Source organism: Achromobacter colocynthidis (assembly GCF_057334535.1).
Genome location: NZ_JBHFIZ010000037.1, coordinates 146,718 through 167,805, shown reverse-complemented (window position 1 = coordinate 167,805; position 21,088 = coordinate 146,718). Strand labels below are relative to the sequence as shown.

21 protein-coding genes are annotated in these 21,088 nt (G+C 66.2%); 12 read left to right on the top strand and 9 right to left on the bottom strand.

Features of this window, described 5'->3' with window-relative positions:
* Window positions 1-26 precede the first annotated feature (26 nt).
* Window positions 27-455 carry a DUF2946 family protein gene (locus ACE04A_RS20545; protein WP_448716785.1) on the bottom strand — a complete coding sequence of 143 codons (429 nt, stop codon included), beginning with the start codon at window positions 453-455 and terminating at the stop codon, window positions 27-29.
* Window positions 456-886: 431 nt separating this feature from the next.
* On the opposite strand from ACE04A_RS20545, the gene ACE04A_RS20540 reads away from it, so the two are divergent.
* Window positions 887-1,567, top strand: coding sequence for a peptidoglycan DD-metalloendopeptidase family protein (locus ACE04A_RS20540; RefSeq protein ID WP_100857626.1), 681 nt, complete (start codon window positions 887-889; stop codon window positions 1,565-1,567).
* A 739-nt stretch (window positions 1,568-2,306) separates the two neighbouring features.
* On the opposite strand, the gene ACE04A_RS20535 is transcribed toward ACE04A_RS20540, so the two are convergent.
* From ACE04A_RS20535 to ACE04A_RS20525, 3 genes are all read right to left on the bottom strand, one after another.
* Window positions 2,307-3,062 carry an amino acid ABC transporter ATP-binding protein gene (locus ACE04A_RS20535; RefSeq protein ID WP_448716784.1) on the bottom strand — a complete coding sequence of 252 codons (756 nt, stop codon included), beginning with the start codon at window positions 3,060-3,062 and terminating at the stop codon, window positions 2,307-2,309.
* The gene (locus ACE04A_RS20530) at window positions 3,059-3,739 is read right to left on the bottom strand and encodes an ABC transporter permease subunit (protein ID WP_039884473.1); all 681 of its coding nucleotides are present in this window, start codon (window positions 3,737-3,739) and stop codon (window positions 3,059-3,061) included. Before ACE04A_RS20530 ends, ACE04A_RS20535 begins: the two co-directional genes overlap by 4 nt.
* A gap of 84 nt (window positions 3,740-3,823) precedes the next feature.
* A complete protein-coding gene (locus tag ACE04A_RS20525) occupies window positions 3,824-4,606 on the bottom strand; it encodes an amino acid ABC transporter substrate-binding protein (protein WP_279995199.1) in 783 nt (260 codons plus the stop codon).
* 256 nt (window positions 4,607-4,862) lie between these two features.
* Between ACE04A_RS20525 and ACE04A_RS20520 the strand changes: the two genes are divergently transcribed.
* Together ACE04A_RS20520 and trhA are read left to right on the top strand one after the other, a co-directional pair.
* Window positions 4,863-5,906, top strand: coding sequence for a P1 family peptidase (locus tag ACE04A_RS20520; protein WP_485820458.1), 1,044 nt, complete (start codon window positions 4,863-4,865; stop codon window positions 5,904-5,906).
* A gap of 92 nt (window positions 5,907-5,998) precedes the next feature.
* A complete protein-coding gene (gene trhA / locus ACE04A_RS20515; RefSeq protein ID WP_259249716.1) occupies window positions 5,999-6,628 on the top strand; it encodes a PAQR family membrane homeostasis protein TrhA in 630 nt (209 codons plus the stop codon).
* Here the strand turns inward: trhA and ACE04A_RS20510 are convergent.
* Window positions 6,625-7,098 carry an Lrp/AsnC family transcriptional regulator gene (locus tag ACE04A_RS20510; protein WP_279995201.1) on the bottom strand — a complete coding sequence of 158 codons (474 nt, stop codon included), beginning with the start codon at window positions 7,096-7,098 and terminating at the stop codon, window positions 6,625-6,627. The genes trhA and ACE04A_RS20510 overlap by 4 nt on opposite strands.
* A gap of 138 nt (window positions 7,099-7,236) precedes the next feature.
* On the opposite strand from ACE04A_RS20510, the gene kynU reads away from it, so the two are divergent.
* Together kynU and ACE04A_RS20500 are read left to right on the top strand one after the other, a co-directional pair.
* Entirely contained in the window at window positions 7,237-8,487 is a 1,251-nt protein-coding gene (kynU, locus tag ACE04A_RS20505) for a kynureninase (protein ID WP_485820457.1), read from the top strand.
* Window positions 8,488-8,581: 94 nt separating this feature from the next.
* Window positions 8,582-9,988, top strand: a complete 1,407-nt coding sequence (locus ACE04A_RS20500; RefSeq protein ID WP_448716782.1) for an amino acid permease — start codon at window positions 8,582-8,584, stop codon at window positions 9,986-9,988.
* An 18-nt stretch (window positions 9,989-10,006) separates the two neighbouring features.
* On the opposite strand, the gene ACE04A_RS20495 is transcribed toward ACE04A_RS20500, so the two are convergent.
* From ACE04A_RS20495 to ACE04A_RS20480, 4 genes are all read right to left on the bottom strand, one after another.
* The gene (locus tag ACE04A_RS20495; protein ID WP_448716780.1) at window positions 10,007-10,441 is read right to left on the bottom strand and encodes a VOC family protein; all 435 of its coding nucleotides are present in this window, start codon (window positions 10,439-10,441) and stop codon (window positions 10,007-10,009) included.
* A gap of 100 nt (window positions 10,442-10,541) precedes the next feature.
* Complete coding sequence (locus ACE04A_RS20490) at window positions 10,542-11,231, bottom strand: helix-turn-helix transcriptional regulator (RefSeq protein WP_259249707.1); 690 nt, start codon at window positions 11,229-11,231, stop codon at window positions 10,542-10,544.
* 110 nt (window positions 11,232-11,341) lie between these two features.
* Window positions 11,342-12,214 carry a hypothetical protein gene (locus ACE04A_RS20485; protein WP_485820456.1) on the bottom strand — a complete coding sequence of 291 codons (873 nt, stop codon included), beginning with the start codon at window positions 12,212-12,214 and terminating at the stop codon, window positions 11,342-11,344.
* Between the two features lie 126 nt (window positions 12,215-12,340).
* Window positions 12,341-12,808, bottom strand: coding sequence for a CopD family protein (locus ACE04A_RS20480; protein ID WP_279995206.1), 468 nt, complete (start codon window positions 12,806-12,808; stop codon window positions 12,341-12,343).
* Window positions 12,809-12,965: 157 nt separating this feature from the next.
* Between ACE04A_RS20480 and ACE04A_RS20475 the strand changes: the two genes are divergently transcribed.
* The 7 genes from ACE04A_RS20475 to ACE04A_RS20445 all read left to right on the top strand — a co-directional run bounded on the left by ACE04A_RS20475 (window position 12,966) and on the right by ACE04A_RS20445 (window position 21,025).
* Complete coding sequence (locus tag ACE04A_RS20475; RefSeq protein ID WP_050450060.1) at window positions 12,966-13,475, top strand: sigma-70 family RNA polymerase sigma factor; 510 nt, start codon at window positions 12,966-12,968, stop codon at window positions 13,473-13,475.
* Window positions 13,454-14,518 carry a FecR domain-containing protein gene (locus ACE04A_RS20470; RefSeq protein ID WP_485820455.1) on the top strand — a complete coding sequence of 355 codons (1,065 nt, stop codon included), beginning with the start codon at window positions 13,454-13,456 and terminating at the stop codon, window positions 14,516-14,518. The genes ACE04A_RS20475 and ACE04A_RS20470 overlap by 22 nt, the downstream gene beginning before the upstream one ends.
* Window positions 14,519-14,631: 113 nt before the next feature.
* A complete protein-coding gene (locus ACE04A_RS20465; RefSeq protein WP_485820454.1) occupies window positions 14,632-17,253 on the top strand; it encodes a TonB-dependent receptor in 2,622 nt (873 codons plus the stop codon).
* Between the two features lie 82 nt (window positions 17,254-17,335).
* The gene (locus ACE04A_RS20460) at window positions 17,336-18,382 is read left to right on the top strand and encodes a hemin-degrading factor (protein ID WP_485820453.1); all 1,047 of its coding nucleotides are present in this window, start codon (window positions 17,336-17,338) and stop codon (window positions 18,380-18,382) included.
* A 42-nt stretch (window positions 18,383-18,424) separates the two neighbouring features.
* Complete coding sequence (locus ACE04A_RS20455; RefSeq protein WP_485820452.1) at window positions 18,425-19,258, top strand: heme/hemin ABC transporter substrate-binding protein; 834 nt, start codon at window positions 18,425-18,427, stop codon at window positions 19,256-19,258.
* Entirely contained in the window at window positions 19,242-20,240 is a 999-nt protein-coding gene (locus ACE04A_RS20450; RefSeq protein ID WP_485820451.1) for a FecCD family ABC transporter permease, read from the top strand. The genes ACE04A_RS20455 and ACE04A_RS20450 overlap by 17 nt, the downstream gene beginning before the upstream one ends.
* Window positions 20,237-21,025, top strand: coding sequence for a heme ABC transporter ATP-binding protein (locus tag ACE04A_RS20445; RefSeq protein WP_448716772.1), 789 nt, complete (start codon window positions 20,237-20,239; stop codon window positions 21,023-21,025). The genes ACE04A_RS20450 and ACE04A_RS20445 overlap by 4 nt, the downstream gene beginning before the upstream one ends.
* Window positions 21,026-21,088 lie beyond the last annotated feature (63 nt).

Sequence of the window (21,088 nt, the reverse complement as noted above, 5' to 3'; positions counted from 1 at the left end):
CGGCCAAGCCGCGCGGGCAGTCGGAGTCAAGCCAAGAAGGGCGGGGCGCGCGAACCCAGCGGCGGGCCGTGGGCGGCCAGCGGGGGCAGGGCGCGATACGTGGCCGCGGGCGGCGCGGGCCGGCCAACGGGCAACAGAATGGGGGTGACGGTGGGCGTAGGCGCCGGCGCCACATGCGCCAACAATCCGAAGGGACATTGCGCGCCGGTTTCGGCGGCATCGTGTGGGGTCGGGCCGCCCGGGGCGCGCTTGTCCAGCACCAGATCCAGCGTGGACAATTCGCCGGCGGCCGAGCAGAAGGTGACTTCCAACCGGCCCTCATGCAGCGCGTTGGCATCCGGCATGTAGCCGGTGGGCACCAGTGCGCGGAGCGTCAAGGCCAAAAGCGCCAGCCACAACACGCCCCGGGCGCGCACGGCGCTCCTGAAGCGGAAGAGGCGGGTGAATTCGGACATAGCGGCATTCTAGTCGAAGCCCGGCGCGGGCCTGCGCGGCCCGGAGTGCGGCCAAGCACGGCTTGGCACGGCAAGACCTGGCGCACTGCACGGCCCAGTGCACTGCGCGGCCCGGCGCTCAGCATGGCCCGGCGCGGCACCGGCCACGCAAAAATCTTGGTACCCTTCTTGCTAGCCGGCTGGCTGTCCCGCTTGCCAACCGGCTTGCTCGCGCTTGCTATTGTTTAACGCGCGTACGTTGATTTCTGCGTGTCTAGCGGGTGTTTGCCGTTCTTGCTCGTTCCTATCCGATCGTTCAGCCCCAACCATTGCCTACCTCTGTGCCTCAAGTTTCAGTGCTTTCCCTGTCCGTCCCGACCGTGTACGTGCCTGTTCTTGCAACGTCCTCGACGGCGCGGTCCCGTCCGACGCGGACTCGGGCGCGCTTGTGGATGGGCCTTTGCATCGTGGTCCTGGCTTTGCTGCTGTCGGCGTGCGGCACCACCAAAGTTCAGCCTGGCTACTACCGGGTGCAGTCGGGCGACACGCTGACGCAGATCGCGCGCAAGCAGGGCACCTCCGTCAGCAATCTGGTGCGCTGGAATCGCCTATCGAATTCGAACACGATCGAAGTGGGGCAGATGCTGCGGGTGGAGCCGCCCGCCGGACAGGCCCGCACCTCCACGCCCAGCAAGTCGGCATCAAAACCCGCCGGCTCGTCGCGCGCATCCGCATCGTCCGGCAAGCGCCGCACGGCGCCTCCCGGAGCGATCTCGCTGGTATGGCCGGCACAGGGCAAGGTCACGCGCGGATATGACGGCGGCGGCTCCAACGGCATCGTTATTTCCAACAGCTCGGGCACGCCGGTGGTCGCCTCCGCCAGCGGCACCGTGGCCTATTCCGGCAGCGGCCTGCGCGGTTATGGCCATCTGGTGATCGTCAAGCACAACGCAAGCTTTCTAAGTATCTACGCGCACAACCGCAAGCTGCTGGTCAAGGAAGGCCAGAGCGTAAAACAAGGCCAGAAAATCGCCGAAATGGGCAACAGCGACAGCAAGCAGGTAGGCCTGTACTTCGAGCTCCGCTACAACGGCCAAGCGGTAGATCCGGCAGGAAATTTGCCGCCACGATGATGCATGGCGGGTCGATGGGATAGTCCGACTGTAGGATGGGTGCAGCGCGGCAGGCTGTGGCCAGGAACACGACATTGAATCGCGCGAAACCCATCATGCAACGATGGCGTTCTTCACCGCCGCGGCCATCACGCAGGTTTTTTTGTAGGGCGGGTCAACGTTCACGGCCGGTTGATGGGTTTCGCGCGAACGGTAATGGTGTTCTTGGGCAGGGTCGTTCGCGCTGCACCCATCCTACGACGGACGAGCGGTTGATCCTACCGGTAGGATGGGTGCAGCGCGGCAGGTTGTGGCCAGGAACACGACCATGGATCGCGCGAAACCCATCATGCAACGATGGCGTTTTTCACAACCGCGGCCATCACGCAGGTTTTTTGTAGGGCGGTTCATCGTTCCCCGCCGGTTGATGGGTTTCGCGCGAACGGCAATGGTGTTCTTGGGCAGGGTCGTTCGCGCTGCACCCATCCTACGACGGACGAGCGGTTGATCCCACCGGTAGGATGGGTGCAGCGCGGCAGGTTGTGGCCAAGAACACGACCATGGATCGCGCGAAACCCATCATGCGACGATGGCGTTTTTCACCACCGCGGCCATCACGCAGGTTTTTTTGTAGGGCGGTTCAACGTTCGCGGTCGAGGCTTTACGTTCACGGTCGCGGTTCATCGTTCCCCGCCGGTTGATGGGTTTCGCGCGAACGGCAATGGTGTTCTTGGGCAGGGTCGTTCGCGCTGCACCCATCCTACGAGGGATTGTCTTGTGTCAGCGTTGAAATGAACGCCGCCGTCCGTTGATCCTTCGGCCGGGAAAACAGCGTGCGGGAATCGCCGGATTCGACCACCACGCCATCCAATATAAATACCACCTCACGTGACACGTTGGCGGCCAGGCGCAGGTCGTGCGTGGCCATCAGCATGGTCATGCCTTCGGAAGCCAACTGACGCAGCACATCCACCACTTCGGCCGCCAGGCCCGGGTCCAGCGCGGACGTGGGTTCGTCGCACAGCAGCACGCGCGGCGCCGGCGCCAGCGCGCGCGCGATCGCCACGCGCTGTTGTTGTCCGCCAGACAGGTTGGCGGGCCAGGCGTCGGCCTTTTCGGACATGCCCACTTTCTTCAGCAATTCTTCCGCACGCGCGCGGGCGCGGTCCAGCGGCCACTTCTGCACGGTCAGCAGGCCTTCCATGACGTTGCCGATCACCGTCTGGTGCGGGAACAACTGAAAATTCTGGAACACCATGCCCGTCTGCCTGCGCACGCGCTGCACCTGTTCCCGCGTCAGCTTCTTGCCGGGTTCGAAGTCGATGCTTTCCGGGCCGATAGCAAGCGTGCCTCGATCGGGTACTTCCAGCAGGTTCACACAGCGCAGCAGCGTGCTCTTGCCGCTGCCGGACGGGCCGATCAGCGCGGTGACGCTGCCTTCGGCGATGCTCACGTCCACCTGCTTGAGCACCGGATTGCCGCCAAACGCCTTTTCGATTTTCTGCAGCCGTATCATCGGGTCTTCTCGGAAAACACCGCGTGCTGGCCAAAGCGCCGTTCCAGGCGCACTTGCGCGGCGGACAACACGGAACTGAACACCAGGTAGATCAGCGCGGCTTCGGTATAGAGGATCAGCGGTTCATACGTGACCGCCGCGATGCGCTGCGCCGCCTGGAAGATCTCGGGCACCGTCAGCACCGCCGCCAGCGACGTGTCCTTGACCAGCGCAATAAACGAGTTCGACAGCGGCGGGACCGCCACGCGGGCGGCTTGCGGCAGGATCGTGCGGCGCAGCGCCTGGCCGCGCGTCATGCTCAGCGAGTAGGCGGCTTCCCATTGACCCTTGGTGATGGATTCGATGGCGCCACGTATGACTTCGGAGTTGTAGGCGCCCACGTTCAGCGTGAAGCCGATCAGCGCGGCGGGCAAGGGATCCAGCACGATGCCCACGCTGGGCAGGCCGTAGAAAATCACGAACAACTGCACCAGCAGCGGCGTGCCCCGGATCAGCCACACATAGAAGCGCACCAGCGCCACCAGCGGCGCCGGCCCGAACAACCGGATCAGCGCCACCACGAACGCCAGCGCCAGGCCCAGCGCGAACGACATCAAGGTCAGGGGCACGGTGAACACCAGCCCGGCGTGCAGCAGCGGCCAGAACGAATCGGCCATCAACTGTACCCAGGCCGGCACGGTCCATGACCCGATCTGCGCCAACAGCCAATCGGGGATGACGGCCTGGAGCCAGGTAGGTAGCGTCATGTGCGTGTCCGCGGCTTACTGCGCCGACAAGTCCGTGCCGAAGTATTTGACCGAAATGGTCTTGTAGGTGCCGTCGGCCTTGATGTCCGCCAGCGCCTTGTTGATGGCGGCTTGCAGTTCGGGGTTGCCCTTGCGGATCAGCACGCCCGAGTTGCTGAATTCAGCGGTCTTGTCGGTGGCGGCGATCTTCACCTTGGCGTTCGGCTTTTGCTTCTTGAAGTCCAGGAACGACAGGTTGTCGTTGACCGTGGCTTCCACGCGGCCCGAGGTCAAGAGGTCAATGGCTTCGTTAAAGCCCTGCACCGCCACCACTTCCGCGCCATGGCTTTGCGCCAGCTTGCCGAAATTGCTGGTCAGCGTGTTGGCCGACTTCTTGCCCTTCAGGTCGGCGAACGACTTGATGCTGGTGTTGTCATCGCGCACGATCAGCACGGCGGCCGACGAGATGTACGGATCAGAAAAGTCGTATTTTTGTTTGCGCGCGTCGGTGATGCCCACCTGATTGATTACCGCGTCGTAACGCTTGGCGTCCAGGCCGGCGATGAGGCCGTCCCACTTACCTTCCACGAACTGCGCTTTGACGCCCAGGCGTTCGGCAATGGCGCGCCCAATCTCTACATCAAAACCGGTAAGCTGCCCCGATGCGTCGTGGAAGGTGAAGGGGGCGTAGGTGCCTTCGGTGCCAATCTTGAAGGTGCCCGCGGACTTGATCTGGTCCAACCCGGATTGGGCATGGGCGGCGCCCAGGGCAGAGGCCTGGATCAGGCCGGCGATGAACAACGAGCGTAAGAGTTTCATGGCAATGCTCCGGAAGATCGGTGTCATTTTGGAGGGCACCGTGATGCACGGGGCCCCCGTCATAGCCGCACTCTAGCAACGCGCCTATTTTTCCACAAAGCATAAGGAATAGTAAAAATATAGCTTCCAGTCATTAACAAGTTTCCGATCGGCATGAGACGCTTCGGGCGCAGACAGCGACATCGCAGGTGAACTTCAAGTAAACGGCAAGCAAAGGGAGATGGGTTTGGAACAGCAATGGAACAGGCGGACCTTCATGGCGGCCGCCGCGGGCGCGGCGGCATTGGCGGGCGGCATGCCCGCCCAAGCCAATGGCTCGCGGCTGCTGCCCGGGGGCGGCAGCATCACCCAGGTTGCGGGCCTGCGCGTGGGGCACTACACCGACACGCGCCGCCCCACCGGCTGCACGGTCATCATTGCCGAAGCGGGCGCGATTGGCGGCGTGGACGTGGGCGGCGCCGCGCCCGGCACCCGTGAAACCGACCTGCTCAACCCCGTCAACATGGTGGAAAAAGTGCATGCCATCGTGCTGTCGGGCGGCAGCGCGTTCGGGCTGGACGCCGCCAGCGGCGTGATGCGTTACCTGGAGGAAAAAAAGATCGGCTTTGACGTGGGCGTGGCGCACGTGCCCATCGTGCCGTCGGCCATCCTGTTCGATCTGGGCGTGGGCGATGCGTCGATCCGGCCAGACGCGGCGGCGGGCTACCAGGCGTGCAAAACGGCGTCGACCGATGCGCCTGAAGAAGGCAACGTGGGGGCGGGCGCGGGCGCCACCGTGGGCAAGCTGTACGGACCCAAGCGCGCCATGAAGGGCGGTATCGGCAGCGCGTCGCTGACGGTGGCGGGCGTGACGGTGGGCGCCATTGTGGCCGTCAACGCGGTGGGCGACGTGCTGGACCCGGCCACCGGCCGCATCCTGGCCGGCGCGCGCACGGCGGACGGCAAGCAGTTTTTGGATACGCGCGCGGCCATCCTGGCCGGCGACCTGCCCCGGTCGATGCGCGCGGGCACGGCCACCACCATCGGCGTGGTGGCCACCGACGCCACGCTGACCAAGGCGCAGGCGCAGAAAATCGCGGGCATGGCGCACGACGGGCTGGCCCGCAGCATCAACCCCATCCACACCATGCTGGACGGCGACACCATTTTTGCGCTGGGCACCGGCACGTCCGGCAAGCCGGGCAACGTCATGCTGCTGGGCGTGATGGCGGCCGAAGCCATGGCCATCGCGGTGCAGCGCGCCATCCTGGCGGCGCGCGCGGTGGAAGGTTTTCCCGCCGCGGTGGATTTCATCGCCTGAGCTCCGGGCGCGCCCGCCGGTGACGTCAACGTGTCACACGGCGGGCCCATGATGGCCAGGGCCGGCATGGCACCGGCGCGCTGGGAGGACACATGTACGAAGGCGAACGATTCAATGGCGCCACGCATCTGGCGGGCCTGGCAATGGCCGTGGCCGCGTCCGGTGCGCTGATCGCGCGCGCGGCGGAACTGAAAGTGGATACGCGGCAGATCATCAGTTGCGCCGTGTTCGCGGCCTCGATGATTGCGGTGTACGCCTCGTCGGTGCTGTATCACTGCACGCGCGGCCGCTACAAGGCGCGCTGGGCCAAGGCCGACCACTGCGCCATTTACCTGTTGATTGCGGGCACCTATACACCGCTGGCCTTCGGGCCCGTGGACCACGCCTGGAGCGCGGCCATGGGCGTGGCGATATGGCTGCTGGCGGCCATCGGCATCAGCCGTGAACTGTGGTGGGCGCGCGGTGCGGCGCCAGCCCTGCCGCTGTATCTGGCCATGGGGTGGCTGGGGGTGATATTCGCCGCCCCGATCGCGGGCGCCTTGTCGTCGGCGGGCCTGACCTGGTTACTGGCGGGCGCGGCCGCGTACACGGTGGGCACGCTGTTCTATGTGAAAGACCAGCGCTGGCGGCATGCCCACGGCATCTGGCATCTGTTCGTGATGGCGGGCTCGGCCTGCCACTTTGTCACGGTATTCGGATTTCTACGATTCGGGGCGGCTTAGCGCCACGCCGCCAGCGGCAGCATGCCGCCCCGGTCTTTCACTTTGCGCATGACGATATGCGAACACAGGTCGCGTACCCCCGCGATCTTGCTCAGCTTGTCTTCGACAAACTGCGAGAACGCCGCCAGGTTGCGGGTGCGCACCGACAAGATGTAGTTCGACGCCCCGGTCACGATGCTGGCTTCGGTGATTTCGTCGTGCGCCGCGATGCCGGCCAGAAAGGCCTCGTGCCACCCCGGGCGGGACTGGTCCAGCGACACGTGGACGATGGCTTCCAATTCAAACCCCAGCTTGTCGGCGTCCAGCACCGCCCGGTAGTTGCGGATGAACCCGGCTTCTTCCAGCGCCCGCACGCGGCGCAGGCAGGCCGATGGCGACAGCGCCACCTGCTCGGCCAGGTCCTGGTTGCTGATCTGGCTGTTCTCTTGCAGGCGGACCAGGATGCGCTGGTCGGTGGCGTCTAGCTGCATGGTGCAATCCAATTCTAAAAATGGAAGTTTGGCGCAATTGAATGCGGAATCCTAGGGTAAGCCACGCCTGGTTTTGCAATTTTCAGGCCCCATGGCGCTGCTATCCTGTTTGCAGCATATTGCCCGAAGGAGCACCGCATGACTACCCGCGAAGACTGCGTCGCCGCAGACCGGAAAGACCCCCTGGCCCCCCTGAAAGACCGCTTCGAGCTGCCACCCGGCGTGCTCTACATGGACGGCAATTCGCTGGGCGTGATGCCCAAGGGCGCTGCCGCCCGCGCCGCCGGCGTCATCACGCAGGAATGGGGCACCGACCTGATCCGTAGCTGGAACACGGCCGGCTGGTTCGAATTGCCCGCGCGCCTGGGCAACAAGCTGGGCAGCCTGCTGGGCGCGCGCGACGGCGAAATGGTCGTTACCGACACCACCTCGCTGAACATCTTCAAGGCGCTGGCCGCCGCGCTGCGCATTCAGCAGCAACAGCAGCCGGCACGCCGCGTCATCCTGTCCGAACGCGACAACTTCCCCACCGATCTCTATATGGTGCAGGGCATGATCGACCTGCTGCAGCAGGGCTACGAGATGCGCCTGATCGACGACGAGCTGCCGCTGGACAAGGCGCTGGACGACTCGGTTGCCGTCATGCTGCTGTCGCACGTCAACTATCGCAGCGGCCAGATGCACGACATGGCTTCAGTGACGGCGCTGGCGCACGAGCGCGGCGCGCTCACCATCTGGGACCTGGCGCACGCGGCCGGCGCGGTGCCCGTGGACCTGAACGGCGCCAACGCCGACTTCGCCGTGGGCTGCACCTATAAGTACTTGAACGGCGGCCCCGGCTCGCCGGCTTTCATCTGGGTGGCCCCGCGCCACACCAAGGACTTCTGGCAGCCGCTGTCCGGCTGGTGGGGCCACACGCGCCCGTTCGACATGGCCGTGGCCTACGAGCCGGCCGGCGGCATCCGCCGCTACCTGTGCGGCACGCAGCCCATCGTGTCCTTGTCACTGGTGGAATGCGGGCTGGACGTGGCGCAAGCCGCCGACATGGCGCAGGTGCGTGCGAAGTCGCTGGCGCTGGGCGACCTGTTCATCAAGCTGGTCGAGGAACGTTGCGTGGACCATCCGCTGACGCTTGTCACGCCGCGCACGCATGCCGAACGCGGCAGCCACGTGAGCTTCCTGCATCCCAATGGCTACGAGGTCATGCAGGCGCTGATCGCGCGCGGCCTGATCGGTGATTACCGCGAGCCCGAAGTGCTGCGCTTTGGCCTGACGCCGCTGTACTTCGGCCATGCCGACGTCTGGGACGCCGTGGACATCCTGAAAGACGTGCTGGACACGCGCGCCTGGGACAAGCCGGAATACAAGCAACGCTCGACCGTGACCTGAACGCCAGAGAGCGTGGCCCCATCTCGCGGGGCCGAACCGGCATCACCACCATAAAGCGAGCGCACTGGAGGAGGGGGCAATGCAGGAGGAGACAATGAAAAAACCACAAGGATTCGGCCAGATCGCCGAACGCGAACAGGGGCTCAAGCGGCGCTTGACCTCGGGCCAGATGAGCATGATCGCCATCGGCGGGGCCATCGGCACGGGCCTGTTTCTGGGCAGTAAATTCGCCATCGGCTTTGCCGGGCCCAGCGTCATCATCAGCTACGCCATTGGCGGGCTGATCACGCTGTTGCTGATGGGCTGCCTGGCGGAAATGACGGTGGCGCATTCCACGTCCGGGTCGTTCGGCGCCTATGCCGAACACTACATCGGCCCCCTGGCCGGCTTTCTGGTGCGCTATGCGTACTGGTCCTGCGTGGTGCTGGCGGTGGGCACCGAGGTCACCGCCGTGGCCGAGTACATGCATTTCTGGTTCCCGGATGTGCCGGGGTGGCTATGGGTGTGCGTGTTCTCGGGGGCGCTGATCCTGGTGAACGCGATGAGCGTCAAGGCGTTTGGCACCATCGAATACTGGTTCTCTACCGTGAAGATCACCGCCATCGTGGCCTTCATCATCCTGGGCGCGTATGTCGTGTGGGGCAACCCGCAGTACGGCGTGGCGCAGTACACGGCGCACGGCGGCTTCTTTCCGAATGGGATGTGGGGCATGTGGATTGCCGTGGTGATCTCGATCTTCAGCTACCTTAGCGTCGAGATGATCGCGGTGGCCGCGGGCGAGGCCGAAGACCCCGAGCGCGCCGTGAAGAAAGCGTTTCGCGCCACCATCGTGCGGCTGGTCGTCTTCTACCTGCTGACCTTGGCGTTGATATTGGCGATCGTGCCCTGGAACGAAGCCGGCAAGGAAGGTAGCCCCTTTGTGAAGGTGATGCTGGCGCTGGACATCCCGGGCGCGGCGGGCGTCATCAACTTCATCGTGCTGGTGGCGGCCTTGTCGGCCATGAACAGCCAGCTTTACATCACCACGCGCATGATGTTCAGCCTGTCGCGCGCGGGCCATGCGCCGGCCTTGTTCGGCCGCCTGACCAAAAGCGGCACGCCGCTGAATGCGCTGCTGCTGTCCACCAGCGGTATCGCCATCGCCGTGGTGCTGAAGGTGATGTACCCCGACACGGCCTTCACCTTGATGATGGCCATCTCGATGTTCGGCGCGCTGTTCACCTGGATGATGATCTTCGTGACGCACTACTTCTTTCGCCGCCGCTGGGCACGCGAAGGCGGCGGCGCGCTGTCGTTCCGCATGCCCGGCTTTCCGGTGCTGACGTTGCTGGGCGCGGTGGCGATGCTGGCGATCCTGGTCACTACGTACTTCACCAACGTGTTCCAGATGACCTTGGTGTTCGGCGTGCCGTTCCTGCTGATCCTGGCCGTGCTGTATGCGGTGCTGTTCAAGAAGCGCGGCGAAGCCGTGGTGCTTCAAGCCCGCCAGCAGCGCGGTTGATCAGCGGCCTGGGCCGGATCAAAGGGCATGCGCGGCCCCGGTGTCGGCGGGTTCCGCCACCGTGGCCGGTTCGTGTGCCGGCGCGAACACGCGCAGGCGGTGGCCGTCGGGGTCCAGCGCCACGAAGGTGCGGCCGAAATCCATGTTGGTGGGCGCTTGCAGAATCGGCAGGCCGCGCAGGCTCCAGTCCAGGTGGCGCTGGTTGAGCGCGTCGGCATCCGCCACGCAGAACGCCAGTTCAGACGCGCCGCCCCGGCCCGCCGCGGCGGGCTCCACCGTGTAGCGCGACCACAGGCCCAGCTTCAAGCCGGAGTCCAGCACGAAGAGCGCAAACGTAGGCGTGCTTTCAACCGGCGGACGTTGCAGCAGGGCGCTGTAGAACGCCGCGCTGGTCTGCGGCTTTTCAACGTAGAAGATGACGAGATTGGTGTCGGCGGGGTTTGTGCGAGACATGACGCGCTCCTGGGTGAGGGATGCACGCATCTTAGGCAGGGGTACTGTCAGTTTTTGGCAGTAGTGTGCGTCGGCAGTTCAGCCTTCAGCACTTCAGTATTCAGCAATCCTGCGACTCCTGCGCGATGGCGCGCCACTCCTTCAGCAGCACGTGGCGGCGGCGGGGATAGCGCTCGCCGGGTGTCAGCGTGGCGATGCGGTCGGTGCGGAAATGGCGGAAGTCCTGCCGCAGCTCGCACCAGGCCATGACGATGCGCACGCTGTCGAAAAAGCCCAGGGCAAACGGCCATATCACCCGGTCGGAATCCGAGCCCTTGTCGTCGCGGTAGCTGATGTGCAGGGCGTGTTCCGTGCGTATCGCCTGGCGGATCAGCGCCACGTCCACCCGGTCCACCACCGCGATGGCGCTGGGCGCCACCAAGAGCGGAATGGCGTCCAATTCATCGCGCAGTTCCTGCGGCAACACGGCGCCGATCTTGGCCAGCGCGTTGCGCGCCGCCATGCCCAGGCGCTCGTCCGAACGCCCCGCGACCCAGCGCGTGCCCAGCACCAGCGCCTCGATTTCTTCGGTGCTGAACATCAGCGGCGGCAGCATGAAGCCGGGGCGCAGCACGTAGCCCACGCCCGGCTCGCCTTCGATTTCCGCGCCCTGGCATTGCAACGTCGCGATGTCGCGGTACAGCGTGCGCAGGCTGACGCCCATTTCGGCGGCAAGCCGATGCCCGCTGACGGGCAGGCGGTGGCGGCGCAGGGTCTGGAGCAGGTCCAGAAGTCGTTCGGTGCGGGACATGGGGAAAGGGCGCGTGGCGGGAATGGCGTAATGCTGCCACGGAATGGCAGCAGTCGGCAGCCCGTTCCTTGCCCAATTCCACCTGGCCCGCACCGGGGCCAAGCAGGCGTTCAGGCGCCGATCTTCTTGCCCGTGGCCACGTCAATCACCGAGCCGTCTTCCAGGCTGACGCGATAGATCTCGCGCACGACGTTGCCGGCAAAGCCGATTTCGACAATGGAAACGTCCTTGAACGTGGTGTTGATGCCGTCGGGCAGCACCGCGTTGAACTTGGCGGATTCCTGCTTCATGGCGTCCTGCAAGCGGGTGTCGTAGCGCGCCAGGCTGTAGACCAGCGTGGTGTGCGGGTTGTGGGCGCGCAGTTCCTTGCCGTCTTGCATCACGTTGACGCCGCTGACGCCCATGGTCTTGACCAGCGCGCGGCCGGCGTCGCTCATCTTGGCGTAGACGGGGCCGGTCACGCGCGGCAGGGGGCCGTCGCGCAAGGGCGCCAGCGCGGCGGTGGCCACGGTGTTGTAGCGCATCATGTCTTCGAAGCCCTGGCCGCTTTTGACGACGCCCAGGTCCAGCCACCACGGGTGCCCCGCATCCTTGGCGGCTTCGGTCGGGTAGAAGGTCTTCAGCGTGACCTGCAAGGGCGCGGGCGGCTTGGGCAGCGCCTTCAGCATGCGGGCGGGGGGGGGGGGGGCGGCGCTGTGGATATGCACCACCGTCACGTGCGGCAGGTTGGGCGTGTCGGCCTCGGTCTTCAGGCCCAGCGCCAGCAGGTCCTGCTTCAAGACGCCATTCACCTTGGCGTCCAGCACGGCGTTGACCTCTTGCGGCAGGCGGTACACCACGCCGTAAGTGGCCTTGTGGCTGCGGAACTCGGGCTTGTCCAGCGCGCTGTTGTCGATGGCTTCGGCGGCGTGGGTGGCGAACGGGGCAGCGAACGAGGTGGCGAACAGGCCGAGGGCGGCCAGGTGCAATGCGCGTTTGATCATGGGGAATCCCTTATCGTTGTTGAGGTGACCCGCGAGAGTCATCCCCAGTGTGTCCGCCACGGATGTACGGCGTATTGCACCAAACGAAAGAATTCCGATACCAGCCGCTGCCCGGCCGATGGCAGGCTAGGCCAGGAACGCCACGCCCACCACGACGATGCCCAGCACCAGGTTCACGCCCACCCAGCGGCGGATTCCCGCCATGGCCTGACCGCCCTTGGGCCAGTCCGACGCGGCCACCGCAAGCGCCAGGCGCTTGTACAGCGCAAAGCGGATATGGCCGAAGATGGCCATCATCACCAGCCCGCCGGTCGCCATCAGCGTCCAACTGCGCGGCATGAAGAATTCGCCGCCGGTCTGCGCCGCCAGGCTGCCTGCCTGCCCGATCATCCACGCGCCCGTCAGCAGGATCAGCACGATCGCCACCAGCACCGCGTTCAGAAAGGGCCGCAGCACCGAGGCCATCAGCGTCAGGCGCGTCTTGGGTTCCAACTGCGCGGCCGCCGGCCGCAGGAAACAGTGCGCGAACAGCATGCCGCCCACCCACAGAATCACGGCGATCACGTGGATGAATTTCAAGACGCTATAGATCATGGAGCCAGCCCGGTCGGTAAGGGGGCCGCGGGGCGCGGCCGGTCTGTCCGCATGATATCTCCGCCGTCGTGTTTCGCTTGGACTTGACCGGAAACCTGGTTTTGCAATTAGAATGAGATTGATTGTTATTTGTGTTTTAGCGTACTGGGAGCCCGTCGTGCCGAACCCTGTGCTCGCTTCAGGCGACACCGTCCAATGTCTGTACCGCAGCCACCACGGGTGGCTGCAAAATTGGTTGCGCGCGAAGCTGGGCAACACCTTCGACGCCGCCGACCTGGCCCAGGACACCTTCGTGCGTGTGCTGCGTCATCGCCACGATCTGGACGCGCTGCGTGAACCGCGCGCCTATCTCACCACCATCGCCAAGCGCCTGCTGCTGAATCATCATCGGCGCCGCTCGGTCGAAAACGCCTATCTGGAAGCACTGGCGCTGATGCCGGAACAGATTGCGCCGCCCGCCGAGCAGCGCCTGATCATTCTGGAAACGCTGCAGGAAATTGATGAAATGCTGGCCGGGCTGTCGCTGCCCGCGCGCCAGGCTTTCCTGATGGCGCAGTTGGAAGACCTGAGCCATGGAGAAATCGCCCAGCGGCTTAACGTGTCGCTGCGCACCGTGCACCGCTATATCGCCCGAGGGTTCGAGCAATGCATCATGGCGGTGAGTTGAACGGCGTGGGCGGCGAACTGCCCGCCGTCGAACGCAATGTGGCGCGCGAAGCCGCGCGCTGGTTGCTGCGCTTGAGCTCGGGCCGCGCCACGGCTGCCGACGTGCACGCTTGCGATCAGTGGCGGGCCAGCAAGGCCGAACACGAACACGCCTGGCAACGCGCGCAACGGGTCAATGAACGCTTTGGACTGATCCCGTCGGCGCTGGGCATGGCCACCTTGAACCGGCCCGAACTGTCATCGCGCCGCGCGGCCTTGAAGACCCTGGTGGCGCTGATGGTGGCGGGGCCGGTGGGCTGGGCGGCGTGGCGCGCCGACCCCATGAATTGGACGGCCGACTACCGCAGCGGCGCCGGCGAGCGGCGCGACGTGGTGCTGGCCGACGGGTCCACCCTGCAACTGAATACCGCCAGCGCGGTGGACGTGGCCTTCGATGCCACCACGCGCCTGCTGCGGCTGCGTGCCGGCGAAATCGCCGTGCATGTTGTGGCTGACTCGGTGGCGTATCCCGTGCGCAATTCAGCGGCTAGCTCCGCTGTCGATTCCGTGGCCGATTCGGCGGCAGCTCCCCATGCACAACCGCGCCCCTTCGTCGTCCGCACCCGCCTGGGCGACATCGAAGCGCCGCCTTCGCGCTTTTGTGTGCGGCAGGACGGCGTGCAATGCCAGGTCAGCGTGCAGGAAGGCCGCGTGCGCCTAAGCCGGGGCGGGCAATTCCTGAATCTGTCGACGGGCCAGCAAGCCAGCCTGAGCGAAGCCGGCTTGTCCCACCCATCACCCGCCGATCCGCACGCCGGCGACTGGATGCGCGGCGTGCTGCACGCCAGCCAGTTGCGCCTGGATGCCTTCGCCGAGGAGCTTGGCCGGTATCGCCCGGGCGTGCTGCGCTGCGATCCCGAAGTCGCGCATCTGCGCATATCCGGCGCCTTCCAACTGAACGACACCGACGCCGTGCTTGCTGCCTTGCCCGCGACCCTGCCGGTGCAAGTGCGCTACCGCACCCCCTATTGGGTGACCATCGGTCCGCGCGCGTCGTCAGCGTGAATGAGTCTCTGTTACAAAATACCCGCGCGCGAGCTGTCCGATTTCAAAATCACGCGGGTCATGGTCTGTATGGGCAAACGAATGCCGATACCCGTTGGATCGAAAGGACGACCATGGCTTATCTTCCCGCCGGCCGCGCAAGCGGCTCCCGACCCGCGCAAGCTGCGCATCGCGTCACTCACCTGACTTGCGCCGTGCATGCCGCCTTGGCGTTTGTCGCCGTGTCCGCCGCGCCGCTGCCGCTGGCCGCCGCCCAGGCACAATCCACGCAAGCCAGCGCCAGCGCCGCGCGCAGCTATCGCATTCCGGCGGGCACGCTGGCCGAGGCGCTGCCGCGCTTTGCCGACAGCGCGGGCGTGACGGTGTTGTTCGATGGCGCGCTGGTGGGGCAACGCCGCACATCGGGCCTGGCGGGCACCTACTCCGTGGCGGACGGCTTCGCGCAATTGCTGGAGGGCAGTGGCCTGGCCGTGCAGGAACGTAGCGCGGGCGTCTTCGTGCTGCGCGCCGCCCCGCAGCCCGGCGTGACGCAACTGGCGCCCGTCAAGGTGGAAGGCGAGGGCGCATTGATCACGCCCGCCTGGGAAACCAGCACCGACCGTCAGCGCATGGACGACTTGCAGATCAAGAACTGGAGCGACCTGGGCAAGCGCGCCGAAGCCGGCGTGAGCTTCAACCGGACCACCAACAGCATCAACATTCGTGGCCTGGACCAAGACCGCGTGCTGACCCGCGTGGACGGCATCCGGTTGCCGTGGCTGGATGACGGCGCGCGCGGCGTGAAGGGCGGCCTGGAAGCCGTGGACTTCAACAGCCTGTCGCGGTTGGACATCGTGCGCGGCGCGGACGCCACCGGCGGCGGTTCCGGCGCCATCTCGGGCATTGCCGACCTGCGCACGCTGGACCCGTCCGACCTGCTCACCGACGGCAAGACCTTCGGCGCGCTGGCCAAGACCGATTACGATTCCGCCGATTCAAGCTGGGGCGCCAACGCGGCGCTGGCGGGGCAGATCCACAGCAATACCTTCTGGCTGGTGCAGGCCGGCGTGCGCAACGGCCACGCGCTGGACAACCGGGGCGACGTGGGCGGCTACGGCCCGCAACGCAGCGAACCCAGCCCCGAAAACTATGACCAGCGCAGCTTCCTGCTGAAGCTGCAACAACGCGTGGAAGGCGGCCACCGCTTCGGCCTGACGGGCGAAACCTTCAAGCGCAATGCCGACATCGACAACATGTTCGAGCAGGGCGCGGGCACCAGCTATCTGTATGGCGAAAACAGCACCAAGAAAGAAACCGAGCGCGAGCGCGTGTCGTTCGACTATTCCTACCAGGCGCCCAGCGCGGGCGGCCTGATCGACACGGCCACCGCCATCGTCTACTGGCAGCGCGTGCGGCTGGACAACTCCTTGGACGGCGTGCGCAGTGTCGATTCGCGCGCCCGCATCATTCCCGGCGACCCGTTCCGCTACGGCTTTCCCAGCGGTCCCTACGGGCGCAGCAACTCCATCCAGCAGACGCTGTTCGGCGTGAACGGCGAACTGACCAAGCGCTTCGCCGGCACGTCCGTGTCGCAACTGTGGACGGTGGGCGGCGAATGGTATGGCAACAAGACCGAGCAGAATTCCAGCGGCTACGACAATTGCCCGACCATCCGCCCGGGCCTGCCGGCGCCGTTCGGCCCGCGTGCCTGCGACATGCTGCATACCAACCAGGCCGACGTGCCGCAGTCCAAGGGCGACCAATGGGCGCTGTGGGTGCAAGACGAGTTCAGCTTCGCCGACGGCCGCTACACCGTCATGCCGGCCCTGCGCTACGACCACTACCAACAAAAGCCGCAGTCCACAGACAGCTACGACAGTAATCCCAACGCGGGCGCGCTGCCGCCGTCCAACAGCGGCAGCCGCTTCTCGCCCAAGCTGCTGGCCACGTGGAAGGCGATGGACGAACTGAGCGTCTATGCCCAGTACGCCTACGGCTTCAAGGCGCCCAGCGCCAGCCAGCTCTACACCAACTATGGCGGCCCTGGCACCTATCTGCGCGTGGGCAATCCGTACCTGAAACCCGAGACCAGCAAGGGCTGGGAACTTGGCGCCAAGATCGGGTCTGATGCGCTTGGCGGTGCGGTATCGTTCTTCGATAACCGCTATCAGAACTTCATTGATAGCAATCAGCCGCTGGACCCCAATTCGCCGCAATGGCAGGCGGGCTGGGCGGGGCAATATCCGCTGGGAATCACGGGCAACGTCAACCGCGCCAAGGTGCGCATCTATGGTGCCGAGGCCAGCGCGCACTGGAAGTTTTCGCCGGGTTGGCGCACCTGGGGTTCGCTGGCGTGGGCCGTGGGCAAGGATGAAGGCACCGGGCAATACCTGAATTCGGTGGCGCCGCTGAAGGCCATTCTGGGCGTCGGCTATGGCCGCGATGTGTGGGGCGTGGATGCCATGCTCACCACCGCGCTCAAGCGCGACAAGGTCGAATACCCGGATGCATCGGCCACCGCGCCCAATGCCGATTTTCAAGCGCCGGGCTATGGTGTGGTGGACTTGATGGGTTATTGGCGGCCCGCCGCCGTGAAGGGGCTGCAAGTGCAGGCAGGCGTGTTCAACCTGTTCGACAAGAAGTATTGGGAAGCCATCAACGTGCCGACGGCGGGTTCGCTCGCCTTGCCGCGCACGGTGGATTGGTACACGGAACCGGGACGCAGCGTGCGCGTGTCGCTGACGTACCAGTATTGATCTCGCGCCGCCCCCGGCATTGGGCCGGGGGCGGCAGTTTGCATATCGAAGCGCAAGCAACACCCAAGGCTGGAGGCCTACGATGACGAATCAAGATTTCAACACCCGCGCCGAAGCACTGCGCGCCCGCAACGAAACGCTGGCCGCGTCGCAGCCGGGCCTGCGCGCCCGCAACCTGGCGCAGGCGCTGGGCGTATCCGAGGCGGAGTGGATCGCCGCGGGCTGTGGCGGCGTGAGGTCCACCGCGCTGCACGGCGCGCCGCAAGACATCTTCCGCGAACTGGGCACGCTGGGCGAAGTAATGGCGCTGACGCGCAACGACTGGTGCGTGCACGAGCGCCACGGCGCGTATCTGGATATCCAGGCCGACGGCCCGGTGGGCCTGGTGCTGGGGCCCGACATTGACCTGCGCGTGTTCTTCACCGCGTGGCAATCCGCTTGGGCGGTTGAGCAGGACGGCCGCCACAGCCTGCAATTCTTCGACGGCGCAGGCGGGGCGGTGCACAAGGTCTACCGCACCGAGGCCACCGATGCCGCCGCCTACGACGCGCTGGTGCAAAAGTTCGCGGGCGACGCGCAATGGCCCACCACCGAAGCCTATGCGCCCGCCACGGATGCGGACGAGGTCGATGACGCGGCAAGCTGGCGCGAGGCCTGGCTGGGCATGAAGGACACGCACGAATTCTTCCCGCTGCTGCGCAAGTTCAAGGTGTCGCGCCTGGCGGCGTTGGCGGCGGCCGGTGAAGACCTGGCGCAGCCCGTGCCGGCGGAATCCGTTGAACGCATGTTGCAGTCGGCGGCGGAATCGGGCCTGTCCATCATGTGCTTCGTGGGCAATCGCGGCATGATCCAGATCCACACCGGCCCCGTCCAGCAACTGCGCCGCACCGGCCCTTGGTACAACGTGCTGGACCCGAAGTTCAACCTGCATCTGGACACCACCGCCATCGCCTCGGCCTGGGTAGTGAACAAGCCCACGTCCGACGGCTGGGTGACCTCGCTTGAGGTGTACGCCGCCACGGGCGACCTGATCGTGCAGTTCTTTGGCGAGCGCAAACCCGGCAAGCCGGAACTGACGGGCTGGCGCGAATTGATGGTGGGCCTGTGCGGCGCGCCGCTGGCGGTTTGAAGACGACCTAAGAACGCTTTGAAGATCCTGTAAGGACGCTTGATGAAAAAATGGTTGGCAATTGCGTTGGGCTGGGTCGTCGCGGTGAGCGTGCATGCCGCCGAACCCAGCCGGGTGGTGAGCCTGGGCGGCAGCGTCACGGAAATCGTCTATGGCTTGGGTGAGGGCGATAGGCTGGTGGGCGATGATTTATCCAGCCTGTACCCCGAGGCCGCCACCAAGCTGCCGCGCGTGGGCTATTACCGCGCCGTGCCGGTGGAAGGCGTGCTGTCGCTCAAGCCCGACCTGGTGCTGGCGTCCGAACAGGCGGGGCCGCCGGACGCGCTCAAGCGGCTGGCTGGCGTGGGCGTGCGCGTGGTCACCGTATCGGATGCGCCGTCGGTGGATTCACTGAAGGCGCGCATCCGCGCCGTGGCCGAGGCGCTGGGCGGCGCGCCCGCGGGTGAGCGCATGGTGGACGAGGTCACCCGCGAACTCGCGCGCGCCGAAGCCATCCCGGCCACGCGCGCGCGCGCCTTGCTGCTGCTGAACCGCACCGGCACGCCGCAGGGCGCGGGCCGCGACACCGCCGCCAACGAAGTCATGCATCTGGCGGGGCTGGTCAATGTGCTGGACGGGCAGCAAGGCTACAAGCCCTTGTCCGCCGAGGCCATCGGCGCGCTGGGGCCGGACCTGATCGTGGTGACGCAGGCGTCGCTGGATGCCGGAGGCGGCATGGAAAAATTCCTGGCCCAGCCGGGTATCGCCGGTTCGCAGGCGGCCGCCAAGCGCCGCGTGGTGGTCATGGACGACCTGCTGATCCTGGGCATGGGGCCGCGCCTGCCCTTGGCGCTGACCCAGCTCAAGCAAGAGGTTGCCCATGTCATGGCGCGTTAGCGCGCCCTTGGCCTTGGGCCTCTTGGCCGTGGCGCTGGTACTGGCCGTGCTGGCCGCCCGCGCCCACGGCGCGGTGTCGATACCGCTGCGCGAACTGCCCGCGCTGCTGTGGGGGCCGGCCACGCCGGACAACGCCCTGTGGCGCAATGTGCTCGTCGACATCCGCCTGCCGCGCGTGCTGTTCGCGGTGGTGGCGGGCGCGGGACTGGCGATCTCGGGCGCGGCCATGCAGGCGCTGTTTCGCAACCCGCTGGCCGAGCCCGGGCTGATCGGCATTTCGGCGGGCGGGGCCTTGGGGGCAGTGGCCGCCATTGTGCTGACTTCGGGCGGCTTCTGGATCACCGCGCCGTCGGCCTTCGTCGGCAGCCTGGTGGCAACGATGTGCGCCTACGCCGTGGGCCGGCGCGTGCCGGGCGTGGCGGGCTTGCTGCTGGCGGGCGTGGCCATCACGGCGATGTCGTTCAGCGTGATCGGGCTGTTCACCTTCGTGGCCACCGATGCGCAACTACGCGACCTGACGTTCTGGAACATGGGCAGCCTGGGCGGGGCCAACTGGAATGTGCTGGCCTTCCTGGGGCCGTGGGTGCTGTTGATGAGCGCCTGGCTGATCAGCCAATGGCGCGTCATGAACGCCTTGCTGCTGGGCGAGCGCGAGGCCCAGCACCTGGGCTACGCGCTCAAGCGCGTGCGCGCGCAACTGGTGCTGGCCAGCGCGCTGATCGTCGGCCCGCTGGTGGCGGCTACCGGCACCATCGTTTTTGTAGGGCTGGTGGTGCCGCACCTGGTACGCATGACGCTGGGCGCCAATCACCGCTGGCTGCTGCCCGCCACGGTTCTTGCCGGGGGGCTGGCGCTGGTGCTGGCCGATTGGATGGCCCGCACGGTTGTCGTACCCGCCGAATTGCCGATCGGCCTGGTCACGGGGCTGGTGGGCGGCCCGTTCTTCCTGTGGCTGCTGGCGCGTGGACGGAGGCTGGGATGACGCTTGCCGCACACCAACTGACGCTGTCGCGCGGCGGCACGCGCATCCTGACCGATGTGTCGCTGGCGGTCCGCCCTGGTGAAGTCGTGGGCTTGCTGGGGGCCAACGGCGCGGGCAAATCCACGCTGCTGGGGGCGTTGGCGGCCGAACTCTCGGCGGATGCCGGCCAGTTGAGCCTGGACGGCGCCGCGCTTGCCGACATGGCCTTGGCGCGGCAAGCACGGCGCCGCGCCGTCCTGCCGCAAAAGCCGGGTCTGACCTTCGACCTGGACGTGCGCGAAGTGGTCGCCATGGGCGCGTACCCGTTTCCCGAACTGGCGCCCGCCCAGGTCGATGCGCTGGTCACGCAGGCGCTGGACCTGGCCGACGCTTCCCACCTGGGTGGCCGCCGCTATCCCGAACTGTCGGGCGGCGAACAGCAGCGCGTGCAGTTCGCGCGCGTGCTGGTGCAATGCCACGCCGCGCGCGCGCCCGGTGAGGCGCGCTACCTGCTGCTGGACGAACCCACCGCCAGCCTGGACCCCAAGCATCAAACCGACCTGCTGCGCCGCGCCTGGCAACTGGCGCACGACGGCAATACGGGCGTACTGGTGATTCTGCATGACATGAACCTGGCCGCGCGCTGGTGCGACCGCCTGCTGCTGCTGAGCGGCGGCCGCGATATCGCGCAGGGCACGCCGGGGGAGGTCTTGACCGCCGCCAACCTGTATCTGGCGTTCGGTATCGACGCGCAGGTGATCTCGCATCCGCTGCAACAGGACCGCCTACTGGTGTTGACGATGTGAAGCGATGTCGTTGCGAGGAGGTGACGATGTGAAGCCCGGGCCAGGGCCGGTAAAATAGGCGGC

Excerpts from the sequence above, each read along its gene's own strand:
- kynU (WP_485820457.1), top strand. The coding sequence starts at position 7,237 with ATGACTACCCGCGAAGACTGCGTCGCCGCAGACCGGAAAGACCCCCTG.
- ACE04A_RS20480 (WP_279995206.1), bottom strand. The coding sequence starts at position 12,808 with ATGATCTATAGCGTCTTGAAATTCATCCACGTGATCGCCGTGATTCTG.
- ACE04A_RS20485 (WP_485820456.1), bottom strand. The coding sequence starts at position 12,214 with ATGATCAAACGCGCATTGCACCTGGCCGCCCTCGGCCTGTTCGCCACC.
- trhA (WP_259249716.1), top strand. The coding sequence starts at position 5,999 with ATGTACGAAGGCGAACGATTCAATGGCGCCACGCATCTGGCGGGCCTG.
- ACE04A_RS20495 (WP_448716780.1), bottom strand. The coding sequence starts at position 10,441 with ATGTCTCGCACAAACCCCGCCGACACCAATCTCGTCATCTTCTACGTT.
- ACE04A_RS20540 (WP_100857626.1), top strand. The coding sequence starts at position 887 with ATGGGCCTTTGCATCGTGGTCCTGGCTTTGCTGCTGTCGGCGTGCGGC.
- ACE04A_RS20465 (WP_485820454.1), top strand. The coding sequence starts at position 14,632 with ATGGCTTATCTTCCCGCCGGCCGCGCAAGCGGCTCCCGACCCGCGCAA.
- ACE04A_RS20520 (WP_485820458.1), top strand. The coding sequence starts at position 4,863 with ATGGCGGCCGCCGCGGGCGCGGCGGCATTGGCGGGCGGCATGCCCGCC.
- ACE04A_RS20525 (WP_279995199.1), bottom strand. The coding sequence starts at position 4,606 with ATGAAACTCTTACGCTCGTTGTTCATCGCCGGCCTGATCCAGGCCTCT.
- ACE04A_RS20460 (WP_485820453.1), top strand. The coding sequence starts at position 17,336 with ATGACGAATCAAGATTTCAACACCCGCGCCGAAGCACTGCGCGCCCGC.
- ACE04A_RS20445 (WP_448716772.1), top strand. The coding sequence starts at position 20,237 with ATGACGCTTGCCGCACACCAACTGACGCTGTCGCGCGGCGGCACGCGC.
- ACE04A_RS20500 (WP_448716782.1), top strand. The coding sequence starts at position 8,582 with ATGAAAAAACCACAAGGATTCGGCCAGATCGCCGAACGCGAACAGGGG.
- ACE04A_RS20455 (WP_485820452.1), top strand. The coding sequence starts at position 18,425 with ATGAAAAAATGGTTGGCAATTGCGTTGGGCTGGGTCGTCGCGGTGAGC.
- ACE04A_RS20510 (WP_279995201.1), bottom strand. The coding sequence starts at position 7,098 with ATGCAGCTAGACGCCACCGACCAGCGCATCCTGGTCCGCCTGCAAGAG.
- ACE04A_RS20490 (WP_259249707.1), bottom strand. The coding sequence starts at position 11,231 with ATGTCCCGCACCGAACGACTTCTGGACCTGCTCCAGACCCTGCGCCGC.
- ACE04A_RS20450 (WP_485820451.1), top strand. The coding sequence starts at position 19,242 with ATGTCATGGCGCGTTAGCGCGCCCTTGGCCTTGGGCCTCTTGGCCGTG.
- ACE04A_RS20545 (WP_448716785.1), bottom strand. The coding sequence starts at position 455 with ATGTCCGAATTCACCCGCCTCTTCCGCTTCAGGAGCGCCGTGCGCGCC.
- ACE04A_RS20470 (WP_485820455.1), top strand. The coding sequence starts at position 13,454 with ATGCATCATGGCGGTGAGTTGAACGGCGTGGGCGGCGAACTGCCCGCC.
- ACE04A_RS20535 (WP_448716784.1), bottom strand. The coding sequence starts at position 3,062 with ATGATACGGCTGCAGAAAATCGAAAAGGCGTTTGGCGGCAATCCGGTG.